At 54.0% G+C, this 18,760-nt stretch carries 15 protein-coding genes; all 15 read left to right on the forward strand.

From position 1 onward, the window contains the following. Positions 1-2: 2 nt before the first annotated feature. Entirely contained in the window at positions 3-2,543 is a 2,541-nt protein-coding gene (locus SFA31_RS07875) for a type VI secretion system tip protein VgrG (RefSeq protein ID WP_322837488.1), read from the forward strand. Position 2,544: 1 nt separating this feature from the next. Then, on the forward strand, positions 2,545-4,566 hold the full coding sequence (locus tag SFA31_RS07880) for a lipase family protein (RefSeq protein ID WP_322837489.1): 2,022 nt from the start codon (positions 2,545-2,547) through the stop codon (positions 4,564-4,566). Continuing rightward, entirely contained in the window at positions 4,559-5,329 is a 771-nt protein-coding gene (locus tag SFA31_RS07885) for a hypothetical protein (protein WP_322837490.1), read from the forward strand. The genes SFA31_RS07880 and SFA31_RS07885 overlap by 8 nt, the downstream gene beginning before the upstream one ends. A gap of 27 nt (positions 5,330-5,356) precedes the next feature. After that, positions 5,357-5,623, forward strand: a complete 267-nt coding sequence (locus tag SFA31_RS07890; protein WP_322837491.1) for a PAAR domain-containing protein — start codon at positions 5,357-5,359, stop codon at positions 5,621-5,623. 3 nt (positions 5,624-5,626) lie between these two features. Further along, on the forward strand, positions 5,627-6,787 hold the full coding sequence (locus tag SFA31_RS07895) for a hypothetical protein (protein WP_322837492.1): 1,161 nt from the start codon (positions 5,627-5,629) through the stop codon (positions 6,785-6,787). Next, positions 6,774-10,187: an ImcF-related family protein gene (locus SFA31_RS07900; RefSeq protein WP_322837493.1), complete on the forward strand. Its 3,414-nt coding sequence runs from the start codon at positions 6,774-6,776 to the stop codon at positions 10,185-10,187. The genes SFA31_RS07895 and SFA31_RS07900 overlap by 14 nt, the downstream gene beginning before the upstream one ends. Then, on the forward strand, positions 10,187-11,782 hold the full coding sequence (gene tssA, locus SFA31_RS07905) for a type VI secretion system protein TssA (RefSeq protein ID WP_322837494.1): 1,596 nt from the start codon (positions 10,187-10,189) through the stop codon (positions 11,780-11,782). The genes SFA31_RS07900 and tssA overlap by 1 nt, the downstream gene beginning before the upstream one ends. Positions 11,783-11,802: 20 nt before the next feature. Continuing rightward, the gene (gene tssF / locus SFA31_RS07910; RefSeq protein WP_322837495.1) at positions 11,803-13,566 is read left to right on the forward strand and encodes a type VI secretion system baseplate subunit TssF; all 1,764 of its coding nucleotides are present in this window, start codon (positions 11,803-11,805) and stop codon (positions 13,564-13,566) included. Then, positions 13,521-14,624 carry a type VI secretion system baseplate subunit TssG gene (gene tssG / locus SFA31_RS07915; protein WP_322837496.1) on the forward strand — a complete coding sequence of 368 codons (1,104 nt, stop codon included), beginning with the start codon at positions 13,521-13,523 and terminating at the stop codon, positions 14,622-14,624. Before tssF ends, tssG begins: the two co-directional genes overlap by 46 nt. Beyond that, positions 14,605-15,141 carry a type VI secretion system lipoprotein TssJ gene (tssJ, locus tag SFA31_RS07920; protein ID WP_322837497.1) on the forward strand — a complete coding sequence of 179 codons (537 nt, stop codon included), beginning with the start codon at positions 14,605-14,607 and terminating at the stop codon, positions 15,139-15,141. The genes tssG and tssJ overlap by 20 nt, the downstream gene beginning before the upstream one ends. After that, positions 15,134-15,586, forward strand: coding sequence for a type VI secretion system baseplate subunit TssE (gene tssE, locus SFA31_RS07925; protein ID WP_322837498.1), 453 nt, complete (start codon positions 15,134-15,136; stop codon positions 15,584-15,586). Before tssJ ends, tssE begins: the two co-directional genes overlap by 8 nt. 14 nt (positions 15,587-15,600) lie before the next feature. Beyond that, positions 15,601-16,071, forward strand: coding sequence for a hypothetical protein (locus SFA31_RS07930; RefSeq protein ID WP_322837499.1), 471 nt, complete (start codon positions 15,601-15,603; stop codon positions 16,069-16,071). Between the two features lie 121 nt (positions 16,072-16,192). Beyond that, positions 16,193-16,591, forward strand: a complete 399-nt coding sequence (locus SFA31_RS07935) for a hypothetical protein (protein WP_322837500.1) — start codon at positions 16,193-16,195, stop codon at positions 16,589-16,591. Between the two features lie 54 nt (positions 16,592-16,645). Further along, positions 16,646-18,031 carry a VasL domain-containing protein gene (locus tag SFA31_RS07940; RefSeq protein WP_322837501.1) on the forward strand — a complete coding sequence of 462 codons (1,386 nt, stop codon included), beginning with the start codon at positions 16,646-16,648 and terminating at the stop codon, positions 18,029-18,031. 2 nt (positions 18,032-18,033) lie between these two features. Further along, positions 18,034-18,690: a hypothetical protein gene (locus SFA31_RS07945; RefSeq protein WP_322837502.1), complete on the forward strand. Its 657-nt coding sequence runs from the start codon at positions 18,034-18,036 to the stop codon at positions 18,688-18,690. Positions 18,691-18,760 lie beyond the last annotated feature (70 nt).

Raw genomic sequence — 18,760 nt, forward strand, 5'->3', positions numbered from 1 at the left:
CCATGAGCCTGACGGATACCCTGAACACGATGGTGGCCACCGTCACCGGAAAAGCCCTTAACCGCTACCGCCTCGATATCCCTTCCTGTACAGCCGATATCGACGTGGAGGACTTCAGTGGCTCGGAAGCGATGAGCGAGCTGTACAGCTACACCATCAATTTCACCAGTACCGACAAAAACATCGATGCCCGCCAGCTGCTGAGCAAGCCGGCGACCCTGACGATGGGGGCGGGGAACCTGCTGTCCCTGACAGAGCGCAAGGTGGTGCACGGGGTGGTCACCCACTTCGAGCGTACCGGTGGTTCGGCGGATGAGGCGAAGTACTGCATCGTGCTGGAGCCGTTTCTGGCATTGTTGGGGAATCAGTTCCGCACTCACCGCTTTTTCGTCAATAAGTCGGTACCGGAAGTGGTTGCAGAGGTGCTCACGGAACATGGCCTGAAAGGCTGGGAGTATGACTTTACCCTCAAAGCTGATTATCCAAAGCGTGAGCAGATTAACCAGTATCAGGAAAACGACCTCGCCTTCATTGAACGCCTGCTGGCAGAGGTGGGGATTTTTTACTTCTTCACCCTGCAGCCTGACACCCAGACCGAAGTGGTGCACTTTGCGGACAAGCAGAGCGCGTGGACGTTTGGTAAGAAACTGCCGCTGAACAGCCCGTCAGGGGCGAATGACAATGCGGTCGACTCGGTGTGGGATGTGCACGTCTGGCATAACGTCGTGGAACGCTCTGTCACGGCCAGCGACTATAACCACCGTGAGGCCCAGAACGTCCTGACGTCCGTGCCGGCGGACATGACCCGCGGGGACGGGGAAGGGAACACCTACGGCGATGTGTACCATTATCGCCCGCGTCACCTTGAACGTGGCGACAAAATTAACCCCGCAGCGGAAACAGGTAACTACTGGGCGCGCCTGGAGCATGAACGTTACCTTTCCACCCAGACCACTGTAGCTGGCAGCAGCACCGACCATACCCTGGGCCCGGCTCAGGTATTGACTATCACCGAGACGGCTATCCCGCCGACGCTGCCGCGTGAAACCGAAAACGGTCTCGTCATCATCAGCGCCGGTTACTCTGCCAGCCGTCAGAACGCGCTGAAGGTGGAATGGGCGGCTATGCCGTACTACGAGAACCGATGCTGGCGTCCAGCCGCGAAAAAGCGTCCGGTGGTCAGCGGCACCCTTATGGCGCGTGTGACCAGTGCCAAAGATAACGACATCTACGCCTGGCAGGATGCATCCGGCATGTACCGGGTGAAGTTTGATGCCGACCGTGATGACAAAAAACAGGGTATGGAAAGCATGCCAGTGCGTTTTGCCAAACCTTATGGGGGTGACAAATACGGTTTTCACTTTCCGCTGATACAGGGTACTGAAGTCGCCATTGCGTTCCATGAAGGTGACCCAGACCGTCCATACATCGCTCACGCCCTCCACGACTCCCGGCACGTTGACCACGTCACTGAAGCCAACAGCACGCGTAACGTTATCCGCACTGCTGGCCTGAACAAACTGAGGATGGAGGATAAGCGCGGCGAGGAGCACATTAAGCTCAGTACAGAGTATGGCGGCAAAACCCAACTCAATTTAGGTCACAACGTCAATGCATCCAGAACTCTCCGTGGCGAGGGGGCGGAGCTGCGCACTAACGACTGGGTCAGCGTTCGTGGTGGTAAGGGCATTCTGCTTACCGCAGATGCTCAGCCTGACGTCGGCAGTAAAATGCTCGAAATGGACAGGGCTGTAGAACAACTGGAGCAGGCACTCACGCTGGCAAGAAGCCTCAAGGCAGCGGCGAAAGGAGCGAAGGCAACGGTATCAGATATCGACAGCCAAAAGACGCTTAACAGTTCACTGAAATATCTGAAAATGCCAGGAATGCTGGCCAGTGCACCTGCTGGTATAGGCATTCTGAGTCCTGAGGCTGTCCGGCTTGCTTCAGGCGGAGCAAGTATAGGCCTCATGTCAGGTAAAAACACGGATATCAGCACCGGGCAATCGTTCACTGTAGCGGCAAGCGAGGCTGTAAGTTTGTTTGCACAGGCTGCAGGAATGAAAATGTATGCAGGGGCAGGGAAGGTTGATATTCAGGCACAAGCTGATGCCATGAATGTCTCAGCATTACAGGACATTACTGTCGCCAGTGGTCAGGGGAGCGTGAAGGTAAATGCCAGCAAGGAACTAATTTTAAGTTGCGGTGGTGCTTATATAAAGCTTAGCGGCGGGAATATTGAACTGGGATGTCCGGGGAATATTTTGCTGAAAGCGGCCAATGTTAATCAGACGGGCCCCGCCAGCTTAGATACACCACCAGTGACTTTCCCAAAAGGGTACAGTGAAGGGTTTACCACAACTTCATCAGTAAGCGGAGCAGTCAAGCCTTTCACCACATATAAAATTACGACAGCTGAAGGAGAGATTTATGAGGGCATTTCTGGTGCAGATGGAGAGACTTCTCCAATATTTACGTCTATGCCATCGCAGTTAAAAATCGAATATCCGCGAAATATTGCTGATAGCCAGGAGGGCGAATAACATGACTACCGCTGTATCCTCACTCTGCCGTAAAAACCCCCATGCTCCATGTGACGAGCAGAAGCCCTACTGGGTCGAATTTCAACTGGTTGATGAGCAGGGCGAACCTGTGGCGAATATGCCATGGACTGCTGAAAGTTCACACCCTGTTTCCGGGCCGGTGGAGGGATTCACTTATTCTGGTCAGAGCGATGCTGACGGGCTAATCAGGGTCGACATGCCGCACGGTCTGGAGCTGAGGCTGACGTTAGATGGCAATCAACTGGCTACTGAAATGGAAAAACGTACCTTGCGTGTTAGCAGGGATGCGGAAAATGATTCTGTTGTTCGTCCTGAAGCTGAAGAGAAAGGGTATATCTGGCACTACGCTGTTATCGGCGAACTTTGCCGTACCCTTCCCTCTGTTAAACTACGTAAAAGAGAAGTGTGGCCGCCATTCCATTTCCCTCCGCAGAAAATTATGAAAGGGGTGATTGTAAGAACCAATGAGCTTGAAAAGCGACACGTTATTGAAATATGTCCTTTCAGAGCTTGGGAGCTTGTTCTGCATCATCAAAAGGACTATTCCATTGCGAACGGAATTAATCTTGGTGCGGCAGCAACGCTTGCCTATGCAGACGACAGTACTCTGGATACGGTATCAATTACGCGCTTTTTTATTAACCAGTGCCAGGATCTATCCCGCTTACCTCAGCTTTATAAAGACGGCTCTGCATGGAATACGTTAGTACAGGATGTTCCCTTTAGTGAACGATATCATCCCCCGGTATTTATGGATACCTCACGAGACACGTCACCTAAGGAAGACGAGAAGAACCCACATGGAACAGTACAGGCAGAGGATGACACTGCTGCAACAAAGGCAGACGGTGATACGCAGCTTTATTATGTTTATAACGCGGATAAGGTGATTGTTGCCTGGCGTGGAACGGCCAGCTTGTTTGATGTGGGAACGGATCTGGCGTTCAGACCGGTGAATACTGAAGTTTGTGATATGGATAAAACACAATGTACTAGCTTACTGCCTGCTGGAAAAGTACATACCGGGTTCTGGAGCGGATATAGTCGTGTTGAAAAGAAATTTAAAGAACAGATCGAAACATTAAAAGATCTGCTCGCAAATCTTAAGTTGTTTATCTGTGGGCATAGTTTAGGCGGTGCATTGGCATTAATTCATGCAGCCAAATTGAAGAATTTTAATCCGATACTTTACACTTATGGAATGCCGCGAACTTTTACCCGCGATGCCGTAATGCAATTATCGGAGATTACCCATTTCCGTCATGTAAACGATAATGATCCTATTCCAGCCGTGCCCGCGGAAGCTAACCTGGATAACGAGTTATATAAATTATGGGGATGGTTTGGTGGGACTCTGGGCTTTTTCTGGTCATTGGGTGAGCTTCTGGCTAACCAGATGGTTACCTGGGGAGACTGCTTCTGGCACCACGGCAATACGGTGGCTTTTCTCACAGCTACCCAGAGTCGGGAATGGCATGAGTGCAAGCGAGACCTGCCAACGCCGGCAGGGTGTATTACCATCAGGAATTTACTACCTCTTAAGGCTAAACTTTACCTGGTCCCTGCACTGGCAGAGCAGGAGATGCAGCAGGCTGGTCAGAAGCAGAAAGAATTTAAAGCGTCATTAACGCAGGCAGATCTAAAGAACTTTTTCCCCAAAGGCAGTAATCCGGACAGAGGCGTTAATTTAAATCTTTTTGAACACTTCATGACCTCCTATATGCCTTATATGTATAACAAAGTGCTAGAGCTGATTGATAATGCCGGGATAGTGGAAAAACGTACCTTTACTGAGCACCGGTATAATGTGGATGCATTCCGGGAGCAGATGGCAGAAAATAAAAATGACATACCGGAGAGAGAGGTAGCAAGAAATAACATCTTTCTGAATATAGAAGGACTGCTGGATGCATCGCTTTCCCCTACGTTGTCCATACCGTCTGGCAACGATACACTTTTGCGGTTTGCTCAATACGGAGAAGAGGTAATGGAAAATGTCTAATCAATCAAAAATCATTTTGCTTTCATTAGTGTTGTTTTCATCATCAGGGTGCAGCATAAGTAGAACTGTTAATAAAACCTTATCTCCGCCAGCGGATACAAAATGGGTGAATGTTGAAGTAAAAAATCCGTCTCAGTATACAAAACCCTTCCCGCTCGAAGTCAGATACATCTCTTATGAATGTAAGAAAAAAAGAATCAGTGGATTTGATGGTTCAGTTATTACGGAACCCAGCTATAACGTTACCGGGATCCCCATGCAGCAAGAGAGCGGGGATATCTGGAAAGCAAAAGTGGCTATGACCGGGGGGGGCTCGTGTAAATGGACGTTGAGTGCGGTCAATTTAGGTATCGAATACATTGATGCAACACATCTTGGCGAGGATTTGATACCCGGTACTGCCGTAGGGGTATCGCTTGCTTTTGATAATGATGCCGCGCGGAATGGTCAATTCACCTTCGCTACAGGCGACTTAAATATTTCGCCTAAATATTACCCATATATTCGAGAAAGAAAAATAGCAGAGGAAACAAAAACGCTTTCCCTGCTAGGGAAAGAGAACTTTCTTTCTTATAGAGTTTCTAAACTTAGCAATATTTATTTTTATCCTGAAGTTGATGAGATGAAAGTTGTTAGATATATAGAGCCAGAAAAAAAAATTGATGGTGTGTACTCCAAGATAATTTATCCGGATGGAAGTGTTGCTCCTGAAAAAACTCTTTTTCCTGATTTTGATAAGATCGACAAAATGAATGTTAATTGATTCTTATTTATTTTTCGAGTATTCAACATGACAAAAGGCTTAGTTTTGCTTGGTGACAATACTTCTCACGGCGGAAAAGTGATCTCCGCCTCTTCCAATATTACTGTCGACGGGAAAAAAACCGCATTAGTGGGTGATATGGTGAGTTGTCCGGTAGATGGGCATGGAACTAATCCTGTCGTGGAAGGATCACCGCACCGTACCTTTAACGGTCGCGCTGTTGTCGTTGATGGCTGCAAATGTCAGTGCGGTTGTACTGTAATTTCAAGTGCTCAGAACAGCACAGTAGGATAATCAATGGGCTGGGAAAGGACGAAAGCAACGACAATGGAGTTGCCTCCTGAGCCATCTTTTACGGGATGGCTGTTGGCAGGGGGTGTTGCCGCGGTTGTGGGTATTTTGCTGTTTATTCTGCATGCGTCAGGCATGGTTAAGGCACTGGCTGCATTCAATATCTGGTGGCTGGCATCCAGCCCGATTCTTGGCTGGTTTTTCCTGTTTTGTTTGCGGGGGGGGCTGTGGGGCAGAACCGTCAATGAACATCAGTTTTTGCAGAAGGAAGCTGAATATGGACAGCAACAGTGGGAGGCCTGGGCTGGACGCTATCTGGCCGTACTCGGAAGCAGCATACTGCTACCTTCCGGAGTGACCTCTGACGCCATTGCTAAATCAGATGCTGCAGATGCACCGCAATTTCTTTCACTAACCTGTCATTTTGATGCGAAATCGACGACGTCCACCTCCTTGCTCGAACTGGGGCTGGCCGGTGTACAAAAGGCAATCGCGATGTTGCCTGCGACAGTGCCGTTCAACGTCACCATTGTGAGCGACACGATTTCGTCTGACTTCGAGACCCGGTTTCGCAAATCATGGGGAAAAATTTATCCAGGGCGTGCGCTGACAGGTTCGATTTCATGTTGTGAAGTCCTTTCTTTTGCCTGGATCGAAGAGCGCCTTAAAAATCCCGTTTTCGATATTGATTTGATCCTGATATTGCAGAATCAGGGGGCTGAACAGTATTCCGATGCACTCACAGCGATGGTACTTACCAGCGATGATGTTGCTGAAAAATACCAGCTTTCACACTCCGCCCGCATATTGCGACCGATGCCGCTGGACATGACAAATTTCAGGGCTGATATGGGTTTGTTCCTCGAAACACAAACGATCGCCTGTCAGACGTCAAACGTGTTCTGTGATTACGGGCACTGGAATGACGGGTTTGCTGATCTAATGACTGCGTCTCAATCACATCTGACACCGTGGGTGCCCCAGGAAATTGATGTACTGGAAAAATATAACGGTATTCCAGGGGCCGGGAGTGCGTGGCTTCTGGCCACATTACTGGCCGACATCGTGTCCGTCAGCAACAAACCTGTTTTAGGGTTGTTTACCTCAGGTGCTGATCGTTTTGTCAGTACTGTTACCTCAGGGAGTGAAAATAATGATGCCGGGTAGTACATGGAGCAGAGTGGGGCTTGCCGGCATAATAGCCTGCATCTCAGCGATTATAGTGGCCTTGATCCTGCATTTTGGTCCCTCGTATGGCCTTGATACCCGACTGAAGCAAGTGCTTGCATTTGTTGCCGTATGGATAGTCTTGCTGATTGTTTTCTATACGCCGTTCATGTTCCGGTACATGCGAGAAAAGTATCACCGCTGGTGGGAACAGAAGAACAATGCGTTACCTTCTGATGAATCAAGAGTTGCCCGGACTCCGCCACGCAATGTCACCGTTGATACTATCCGTGACGCCATGCGTAACCTCTACGGTCGGCGCTGGGGACGTAAAACACGCATTCTGCTGGTCACCGGGACCATATCTGAGGTGGAGCAGTTGACTCCGGGTCTTACGGGCCAGCTCTGGCAGGATGACCGCGGCACACTGTTGCTGTGGGGCGGTGACCTCAATACGCCAGTGGACAGTGCCTGGCTGAACGCGCTGCGCAAACTGCGCCGTCGCCCGGTAGATGGGCTGGTGTGGGTCACCTCGGCCTTTGACCAGCTCTCAGCACCAGGGCTGGAGCCGCCGCTGCCGGTACCGTCTGAAAGCACCATGGATTCCCTGTCTCACGCCATCAGCGCGCGTATGGAAACGCTTGGCTGGAAACTCCCGCTGTACGTCTGGTCCCTGCACCCGCGCGCCGGTAAACCGGAAGGGCGCATTACTCAGGCTACCGGTTGTCTGTTACCTGCCGGTTGCCGTACCGAAGGGCTGGCAGAACAACTTTCCGCCCTGACGCCGGAACTGACTTCACAGGGTCTGCAGCAGACCTGCGGTGAGGTGAAACATAACTTCCTGCTGACGCTTGCCGACCAGCTTATTCGCGAACCGGAGAGCGTGACTGCGCCGCTGTCGGTGATGCTCAATCCGTACCGCCCGCTGCCGCTGGCGGGTGTGGTATTCAGCCAGCCTTCTGCCGGTACTGAGCGCGCGGTGCAGCATCACTGGGGGATGGACAAGCGCTGGGATGTCCTGCCTGAATCCGTCCGGACGCTTCCTGCCGGACTGCGTCCGCGCAAACCGGGTATTCCCTGGCGCAAAGTATTTGCGTCGGTTATCGCCCTGGCAATGATGGGCTGGGCTGCGTGGATGAGCATCGCGTATGTCACCAACCGCAGCCAGATTGACGGTGCGAATGCCCAGGCCGCACTTGCCGCCCGACAGAATCAGCCGCTGGAACAGCGCCTGCACGCGCTGTCTGAACTGCAGAAAACGCTGGCCCGTCTGCAATACCGTTCTGAGCACGGTGTGCCATGGTATGAGCAGGCCGGACTAAGTCAGAACAATGCGCTGTTGGCCGCACTCTGGCCACGTTACCAGGACAGTGCACTGCCGCTGTTGCGGGATGCCGCCGCAGACCATCTGCAGAAGCAGGTCAGTGCTTTTAACGCGCTGCCGCCGGGCAGCCCGCTGCGCGAGCAGATGGCAAAAACCACGTATGACCAGCTCAGGCTCTACCTGATGCTGGCCCGCCCGGAACGTATGGATGCGGCCTGGTTCAGTACCGCGCTGCTGCATAACTGGCCGAAGCGTGATGGCGTGAAAGACGCCGTCTGGCAGGGCATGGCCCCGTCACTGCTGGCATTTTATGCCGCCAGCCTGACCACCCACCCGTATTGGCGGTTGCCTGCGGATGAGACGATGGTCAGCCAGTCGCGCGCACTGTTAGTACGCCTGATGGGTGTGCGCAACAGTGAATCGACCCTGTATCAGAAGATGCTCTCTCAGGTAGCGCACCTGTATGTCGACATGCGCCTTGAAGATATGACAGGCGACACCGATGCATCCCGCCTGTTCAGCACCACCGAAATTGTGCCGGGCATGTTCACCCGCCAGGCGTGGGAGCAGGCCGTTCAGCCCGCTATCGAGAAGGTAGTGAAGGCGCGCCGGGACGAACTCGACTGGGTGCTCACTGACAGCAAGCGCCAGGTGAATAAACAGGACGAGACCTCGCCGGAAGCCCTGAAAAAACGCCTGACGGAGCGTTACTTTGCCGACTTTGGCGGGGCCTGGCTTGAGTTTCTCAACAGCCTGCGCTGGAACCAGGCCACCACGCTGTCGGATTCCATTGACCAACTGACCCTGATGGCCGACGTGCGCCAGTCGCCGTTGGTGGCGCTGATGAATACCCTGAATGTACAGGGCCGTACCGGCCAGACCGGGGAGGCGATTTCGGATTCACTGGTGAAATCAGCGAAAAATCTGCTGGGCGGTGACAACAGGGATGCCATTGACCAGAGTGCAGGCGTTCACGGCCCGCTGGATGCGACCTTTGGTCCGGTACTGGCGCTGATGGACAAGAACCGCACGGGAGCACAGGAGCAAAGTCTGCGGTCGTTTCTGACCCGCGTGACGCAGGTGCGTCTGCGTCTGCAGCAGGTGACTAATGCCGCCGACCCACAGGCTATGACCCAGACCATCGCCCAGACAGTATTCCAGGGCAAAGCGGTAGACCTGACTGAAACCCGCGACTACGGAAGTCTCATTGCCGCCGGTCTGGGGCAGGAGTGGAGCGGTTTTGGTCGTTCGGTGTTTGTGAATCCGATGGAGCAGGCCTGGCAGCAGGTACTGACCCCGGCGGCCGACAGCCTCAATGTCCAGTGGCAGCAGGCAGTCGTGGCTGATTGGAACAGTGCTTTTGGAGGCCGTTATCCATTTAACAACACCAGCAGCGATGTTTCTCTTCCGCTGCTCGCCAAATACCTCAACGCGGATTCCGGGCGTATCGCCCGGTTCCTGCAGACCCGCCTCAAAGGTGTGCTGCACAGAGAGGGCAACCACTGGGTACCTGACAGCATCAACTCGCAGGGCCTCGCCTTTAACCCGGCGTTCCTTAACGCCATTAACACCCTGAGTCACATTTCGGATGTGGCCTTCACCGAAGGCAATGCTGGCATGCACTTCGAACTGCGCCCGGGTACCGCCGATGGGGTGATGCAGACCGACATAATTATCGACAGCCAGAAGCTGACTTATGTGAACCAGATGCCGGCATGGAAGCGGTTCACCTGGCCTGCTGATACTGAAGCCCCGGGGGCCAACCTGAGCTGGATTAGCACGCAGGCCGGGACCCGTCAGTACGCCGATATTCCGGGTAGCTGGGGGCTGATTCGCCTGCTCGATAAAGCCAGCGTGAAAGCGTATCCGGGCGTGGGCAGCAGCTACAGCCTGAGCTGGAAGGCACAGGATGGTCGTATGCTCAATTATACCCTGCGTACCGAAGCCGGCGAGGGTCCGCTGGCGCTGCTGAAACTGCGTAATTTCCGTCTGCCGGAAACCATCTTCAGCATGACCGGAGTTGCACTGTCAGACCATGTCGCCAGTGCGAACAGTGATGCAGAGGAGGTTTACTGATGAGCACGCTCAATGCCTTACTCAGCGCCTGCCAGACAGAACAGGAACCATTGCTTGTAGCAACCCGTGAACGTATGGCGCAGTGGGAAAGCTGGCTGCAGCCGCTGTCCGGGCAATCGTCCGCTGGCGAAGACCCGGGCTATGACGATGACTTCCAGCAGATGCGTGAAGAGGTCAATAAACTTTCCGGTGCAGATACCGAACTCATCTGCCGGCTTGCTGAGAAGCTGCTGACCACGACCGCCAAAGATATCCGTGTGGCAACATACTACTGCTGGGCGAAGCTACACCGCGAAGGTGAGCAGGGGCTGGCCGAAGGACTCGAGTTGCTGGCTGGTCTGCTGGAGCGCTTTGGACCACAGTTGCACCCGCAGCGTGACCGCAGCCGTAAGGCGGCACTGGAATGGCTGGCCGGGTCGCGCATGACTGATTCGCTTTCCCTGTACCCGGAAGTGGTCAGGATCGATGCGATGCGAACCACTGGTGCGCTGCTGCTGATATCACAGATTATTGAGAAAGAGCCGGATGAAACCCGTCCTGAGCTCAATGCGCTTTACAGCGCGCTGGAAAGTCGTCTGCAGAAAGCGGGAGGTGTGGATGCGGTGGTACCACAGAATGCCAGTACCAGTGAAACCCCTTCGGCTGCCAGCCACAGCGATGCCCCGGCCATCGGGCGGATCACCTCCGGTCAGGATTTGCTGGCCCAGGCCCGCACCCTTACTGAATATCTGCGCGAGCAGCCGGACGGCTGGCTGTCAGCACACCATCTGATGAAAAGCCTGCGGCACGACACCCTGCGGGCCATCCCGGCACCGGATGCGCAGGGGCGCACACGCATTGAGCCGCCAAGGTCGGATCAACGCGCGTTACTCAAACGTCTCTACCTGCAGCAGAACTGGACTGAAATGCTGGAAACGGCCGACAGCACATTTTCCCGCGGTGCCAATCACCTGTGGCTGGATTTGCAGTGGTATATCCACCAGGCGTTGACGAAATCCGGTCAGGAGACGCTGGCCGACATTGTCGTGGCTGATCTGAAAGGGCTGCTGACGCGGCTGTCAGGCCTCGAAACGCTGGCGTTCAGTGACGGTACCCCCTTTGCGGATGAAGTGACGCTGAACTGGATCCAGCAGAGCGTGCTGGACACCGTCGGTGGGTGGGGTGATGACACGCCATCAGCCCCGATCACCTCTGGTAACGACGACATTCTGGCGCTGGAGCCGGAAGCCGTGGCACTGGCCGACAGTGAAGGTCCGGATGCCGCACTGGGTTGGTTGCAGACCCGACCGGGTATGACCACCGATCGTCAGAAGTGGCTTCTGCGTCTGCTGATGGGGCGCATTGCTGAGCAGTACGGTAAAAATGACCTGGCGGTACACCTGTTTGCAGAACTGGGTGAACGTGCAAGAGAAGTGACTATCAGTGACTGGGAGCCTGAGCTGTTGTTCGAGGTACAGGCCCGCCATCTGAAACTCCTGCGCCTGAAAGCCGGTCGCAGTGAGGCTGATAAGGCCCGCCTTACACCGGTAATGGACCAGTTACTTGCCGGGCTGATAGCAGTCGATCCAGCCCGTGCCGCCGTGCTTTGCGGTTAAATCCACAGGAACAGAAATAAATGGAAGATTTGACCCTACGTTATTACGACGCGGAAATGCGCTACCTGCGTGAAGCCGCGAAAGAGTTCGCTCAGACCCATCCCGATCGCGCAGCAATGCTCGACCTGGATAAGGCCGGCACACCTGATCCGTATGTTGAACGGCTGTTCGAAGGCTTTGCTTTCTCAATGGGACGGCTGCGGGAGAAGATCGACGACGACCTGCCGGAACTGACCGAAGGGCTGGTCAGTATGCTCTGGCCACACTACCTGCGAACCATTCCGTCACTCTCGGTGGTTGCGTTCACGCCTGCGCTTCAGACTGTTAAGATGGCAGAAGTGATGCCCGCGGGTCTGGAAGTATATTCCCGCCCGGTGGGGCCGAAAAACACGGTCTGTCGCTACCGCACCACCCGCGATGTGATGCTCAATCCGCTGAATATCTCTGGGGTGACCATGACCACTGAGCCGGACGGGCGCTCGCTACTGCGGATGCGTTTTACCTGCAGCACCCAGGCGGACTGGTCCCATGCTGATCTCAGCCACCTGAGTCTCTATCTCGGGGCGGATGCCCCGGTCAGCAGCCAGCTGCACCTGATGCTGACCAAACGACAGGCTGCCTTGTATATGCGTCTGCCCGGGCAGACCGACCGTATTCGCCTCGACGGGTATTTCTCGCCGGGTGGTTTTGCGGAGGAAGACAGCCTGTGGCCAAAAGGCGATACCGCCTTCAGTGGTTACCAGCTGCTGCTGGAGTATTTCACCTTCCGTGACAAGTTTATGTTTGTCCACCTCAACGGCCTGGATGGCATTACACCGCCTGCCGGAGCGGGGTATTTCGACATCGAAGTCGTGTTCAGCACACCGTGGCCATCAGAGCTGCCGGTCACCGATGACGCGGTTCGTCTGCACTGTGTGCCGGTGATTAACCTGTTCACACTGGAAGCTGACCCGCTCACCATTACCGGGCTTGAAAGTGAGTACCTGCTGCGTCCTAAACGTCTGCAGGACGGACATACCGAGATTTATTCGGTGGATTCGGTGACAGGCTCAAACCGGACCAGTGACGCAGAGTATGTGCCGTTCAGCAGCTTCAGGCACAAGGGCGGGATGATGCGCCGTCATGCACCACCCCGTTACTACCACACCCGCGTGAAGCGCAGCGTGACCGGGCTGTATGACACCTGGCTTATCCTTGGTGGGCATCAGTGGGAAGAGGACCGTCTGTTTGAGCGTGAAGCTGTCTCGCTGCAAATCACCGGCACCAACGGCCAGTTGCCACGCCGGGCATTACAGAGCACGCTGCTTGACCGCTGTGAGCAGGTGGTCAGCACACAACTTTCAGTACGCAATCTCTGCAAACCAACGCTGCCAGTCTATCCGCCTTCCGAAGACCGTTTTCACTGGCGGGTTCTGAGCCACCTGGGATCCGGTTTCCTGAACATGATGAGTACCGCCGAAGTGCTGCGCGGGACGCTGGCCCTTTATAACTGGCAGGAAGATGAACTGAACACACGGCGTCTGGAAGCTATCCAGCATGTGGAGCATCACCGCCTTCAGCGCTTTGAGCAGGGCTACCTGCTACGGGGCCTGGATATCGAAGTGACCCTCGACAGCAATGGCTTCACCGGCGAGGGGGATATTCACCTGTTTGGTGAAATGCTCAACCGGTTCTTTGCTCTGTATGCCGACATGAACCAGTTCAACCAGCTCACCCTCATCGTACAGCCAGAAGGAAAATGCATCCGGTGGAAAGAGAATCACAGTCCGCGCCTGCCAGGCTGATGGAGCGGCTGGGTGACCGGCTGCCATATATCAACTTTTACCGCTTCTGTCAGTTGCTGGAGCAGAGCCTGCCGGACAAACCGGTTACGGGCAGCACCTGGCAGGTGCGTCATGAACCGGTACGTTTTCGGCCACACCCGGGGATGGGCTTTCCGGCATCTGAAATCAAAGGGATTGAGCAGTCTGAGTATTCGCATCTGCCGCCGACGGTACGCATCACCTTTATGGGGCTCTACGGCGTGGAGTCCCCGCTGCCGACGCACTATATCGATGACATCACCCAGCGCCGGGAAGGGTATGAGGCCACCGCGGATTTCCTCGATATCTTCAACCACCGGCTGATTGCCCAGTACTACCGCATCTGGCGGAAATATTCGTATCCGGCAACCTTTGAGGAAGGCGGTAAGGACAAAACCTCGCAGTACCTGCTGGGACTGGCCGGGCTCGGGATTAACGGCTGCACGGACAGTATCGCGACCCCGGCTTCGCGCTTTCTGGCACTGCTGCCGGTCATGTTACTGCCGGGGCGTACTGCAGAAGGCATGGCCTCGCTGGTGCGCCTGCTGGCACCCAACACGCAGGCGAAACTCTGGCACCACGACAAACGCCGTGTGCCGCTGAAGAAGCCACTGACCATGAGCGTCAGCCAGCCCGTCACCCTGACAAACCGTCCGGTGATGGGCAACTATGCCACCGACGTAAACAGTCAGGTGCTGATGCGTCTGACCACCACCGACCCGGCAGAAGTGCAGGGCTGGTTACCGGGCAGAGAGCTTCACACGGATTTTATGGCGCTGCTGCACGTGTATCTTGGGTCTCGCCTGGATGTCCGGCTGCAGTTGCGTGTCGACCGTAGCCTGCTCCCGGACGCGACAATGAGCGCTAAACCCAACGCCGGCGCAGTGCAACTGGGCCGCACTGCCGTGATGCGACCGCTGAATGCGGCTAAGACCGCATCACACCCAAAAACAATCACCATTAATCTGGGCCGCTATGAGCGGGTACAGGAAAATATTCACCGCAGGGAGACCGATGAAGATGGCGATTATCGCTGGTAAATTTCCTCTGGCTGCACTGGCCGCGGGTATCACCTTGATGCTGGCGGGGTGCGGGCTGACGCAAAAAGTGACAGACGGCACCGTTGCTGTGACCAAATCGATATTTTATAAGCAGATAAAAACTCTGCATCTGGATATTCGGGCCCGCGAGGCCGTTAACAGCAATGCGCGTGGGGTTGCGCTGTCGACGGTGGTGCGTATTTACCAGTTGAAGGACCGCAAGACCTTCGACAGCACGGACTACCCGTCACTGTTTAAAGCCGACAGTCAGGCCATCAGGGCGGACCTGGTGGCAGAGAAAGATATCCGCCTGCAGCCGGGCGGGGCGGTGATGGTGGATATGCCGATGGATGAAAATGCGCAGTATGTCGCAGTGGCTGGCATGTTTATGTCGCCAGACCAGGTGAACAACACCTGGCGGGTGGTGCTGAGCCGTGATGACCTCGATCCGGATAAAGCCCGGGTGATTGAGGCCGGTAACAACCACCTGACCCTGAAGGCGCTGAAAGATGAGTGAGTCATCCCGTCCTTCATTGTATGAAACGCTTTATGGCAACTTCACCGGCGGCCTCGACCTGCACCAGGTCAGCGAGCAGAACCAGGTCATTTTGTCCGTACTCGACAATATGCAGCGTATCCTCAACTGTCGTGCCGGCACGCTGGCGCATCTGCCGGACTATGGACTGCCGGATATGACCAGAGTTCTCCAGGGCATGCCGGGCACCGCCCATGAGCTGATGGGTACCCTGTCGGCTGTTCTGCTCAAATACGAACCGCGTCTGAAAAAAATTACTGTCGTCCTGCTGGAGCAGAACGTCCCCGGCGAGTTGCGTTATGCCATTGATGCTGAGCTGAAGGGCATTGGCCTCGTACGCTATGGCACCGAGTTTATGCCCGAGGGACGAGTGATGCTGAGGCATCTGAAGCAACAGCAGTATCTTGACACCGCAACCCGTCTGTAAGGCCAGATAACACCATGTCAGTAAAATCACGGTTTCTCGAAAAATTGCAGACCAGACAGTCTGCTCCGGCTTCATCTGTCAGCAAGACTCAGGCCGATATTGCTGAGTTCCGCCTGCGAATGGCACAGCTTCAGGAGCAGATGGACGCGTGGCTGGAAGGTACCGGACTGAATGTGGAGACGGCCAGTACATCCGTTACGGACCTGCTGGTTGAGGGGAGAGTATTTGATATTGCCAGCCTCGTTCTTCGTATCGACGACCGGTCTGTAAAATTTGTGCCGGCATTTCTTTATGGTCAGGGTGTAACCGGGTGCGTGGAGGCGACCTTCCATGATGGGAGGTATACGACTTCACTGGGGCGATTATTTATGCGGTCAGGCACGGTGAACCACTGGACCTTTACTCCGCCTGGTGCTTTATCCCCCTCCGGGCAGGATTTTGATGAGAGCACATTTTTTGGTTTGATTCTGACGCTCCTTCCATAGCGGAACCGGAATGAGTAATAGTTTGTTTGCCTGTCAGCCATTGCATAATTACCTGGCGAAACAGTTAATGGCTGACGGAGAACAGAGCCACAAAATAACGAAATAAATTACGGATATGGAAATGAGAAAATTAATCTTTTTTCTGGTCTCAGGAATTCTTTTTACGGTACAGGCTGATGCTGCGCGTGGGAGGCAGCCCTGCTCAGGTTCAAAAGGCGGTATAGCGCACTGCACATCGGATGGCCGCTTTGTCTGTAATGACGGGAGTTTAAGTCAGTCGAAACGATTCTGTTCCGGGTATGGTTCCTCAGCAACCAGCAATCCGGTAAAACCGCCCACTTCCACCCGCAAAGCGCAGACGAAAAAAGTGACAACGGCGAAAAAGCAGGAACCGCAACGTGTTGCAGAAAACGACGAACCGGTCAGTACCCAACCCCGCCAGCCCACATGCGCTCCCCTCTATATGGCCAGTAAGCCCGGATACACCCATTTACCGATTTGCTCAGGGAATCAGTATTAATCGGATAAGCAATAACTTTCAATCGCTCCTTATATATCAAATGGACAACTGGTCATGAATGACATCATCCCGCGTAAAATCAAAACCGGCGGCGACCCGCGCACGCTACCGGATTATGCCGCCCTGCGTGATGAACTGAGTAAACTGACACATCCGGCTCGCCCGGATGTGAACTGGCGTTATGCCGAAAAACTCTGTCTCTCACTGTTTGAGCAGAACGGTGTGGAGTTGCAGACGGCAGCCTGGTATACGCTTGCGCGTACGCAACTGGCCGGCTTATTCGGGCTCAATGAAGGGCTGACGATACTCGAGGCCCTGATAAGCCATCAGTGGGGGACACTGTGGCCACAGCCTGTCCATGCCCGGATGGAAATCCTCAGCAGTCTGAGTCAGCGCCTGCAGCAACGAATGCGCTCGCTCCCGCTGAATTACAGCGACCTCAGCCAGCTGTACCGAGCGGAGCAACTGCTTACGGGTCTGGGAGAAGTACTGCAACACCTGGAGCTAAAACATCTGAGCCAGCTCGATACATTGCGTACCCTGATGCACAACAGTGCTGTCCGGCTGGAAAACAGCGATGACATAACCAGCACCGGGTCGAACATTCAGCCTGGTGTTGTGTTGCCTGCCACCGTGATGAATGTTGCGACAGCATCCACGAGGGACCTTACTGGTAGCCATGCTGAAGATACGCCAGAGAGTGCAGTGAAGTGGGTTTACGTTGCGCAACCGGAACAACAGCCGAACGTGGAGGTGCTGGCGGCTATGCCCGCTCCGGTAAAAAAATGGAAATCCTTCGCTGCCGGCATGTGTACCATGCTGGCGATAAGCATAGTCTCAGTGTGGAGCTGGCATTTTCTTCACCGTCCAGACCCGCTACAGACTCAGCTTGCTGCTTCACTGGCTCCGTTCCCTGCACCTCTTACACCTGAACAACTGGATATGTTGCGTCAGCAGACTTCGTTACCGCAGGACCTTATCGCCCGGACACAGCAACAGCTTTCCCGACTGGATAAGTTGCCGCCTGACTGGAATATCACTTACGCCAGAAAACTCACAGAACAGGCTCAGGAACTGTGGCCGGAACAGGCAAAGCCCCTAGTACAACAGTGGCAACAACGACTTAATACTGCTGCATTACCAACAGAGCAGCTGAATGGTTGGCATCAGGGGATGATGAAGCTGAAGCAACTGAGTGACAGGCTGAACGGGCTGGATGAACAGAAAGGTAAATACATGACGGTCAGCGAGCTGAAATCTGTGGTATTTTCCGCCATGCAGTCATTTAACAAATCGGTACCGGCTGAAGAGCAAATGCGGGTATTGTTACAAAATCCTGAGAGTGAACCTTTACCTGCTGCTGCCCGGGCTCAACTGGAGATGCATCTGAAACAATTGACAGCTCGCTATGCTGAAATACAAGAGAATGCATCAGAATAGAAATGGTGCTAAAAATTATGGGTAATTCAGTTCGTTATCGTAATAATCGTGCCCGATGGACGATCAGGGATTTAACCTTTCTGGAAAATAATTATTCTTCCATGTCAGTCGTTGAAATTGCTGACGGGTTGGGGCGGACTCCAGGTGCAGTAGGGTTGATGGCTGATAAGCTCGGGTGTCGAAAAAAGAAAAATGCACCGTGGAGTGAAAATGAAATGGATATTATCCGTGACCACTATGCCCGGGGTATGGAGGCTAGGTCTCTGACACAATTACTTCCAGGGAGAAGTATTAGTGCGATTTTTTCGATGGCGGAGACGCTGGGGGTACAAAGTGGACGTTTCTGGCGTGAGGAGGAACTCGATATACTTAAATCAGACTATCCCCGGATGGGAATGTCGGTAACTGCTCGTCTGCCAGGAAGAAATGCAATGTCAGTTAAAATAATGGCGAGAAGGCTGGGGCTGAAGAAATCCCGCAGTAGTGAAGCTGGTTTCCGTCCCTGGAGCGAAGAAGAATGGTCTCTTCTGGAAAAGAATATGCATCTGAGTGTGGCTGAGCAGCAGGTAATACTGTTTCCGGACAGGACCAAAAAAGCAGTGGAAAAAGCGCGAGGTTGTTTGATTAAGAACATAAGAAAAAACAAGGGGGGAGCGTGACACCAAGACTATTCTTTGCTCTTGCAATCTTCTTAGGATCATATTTGCCATTAAGTATGATCCTGCTAAT

Source organism: Erwinia sp. HR93, from assembly GCF_034555055.1.
In the GTDB taxonomy this organism is placed as follows: domain Bacteria; phylum Pseudomonadota; class Gammaproteobacteria; order Enterobacterales; family Enterobacteriaceae; genus Apirhabdus; species Apirhabdus apintestini.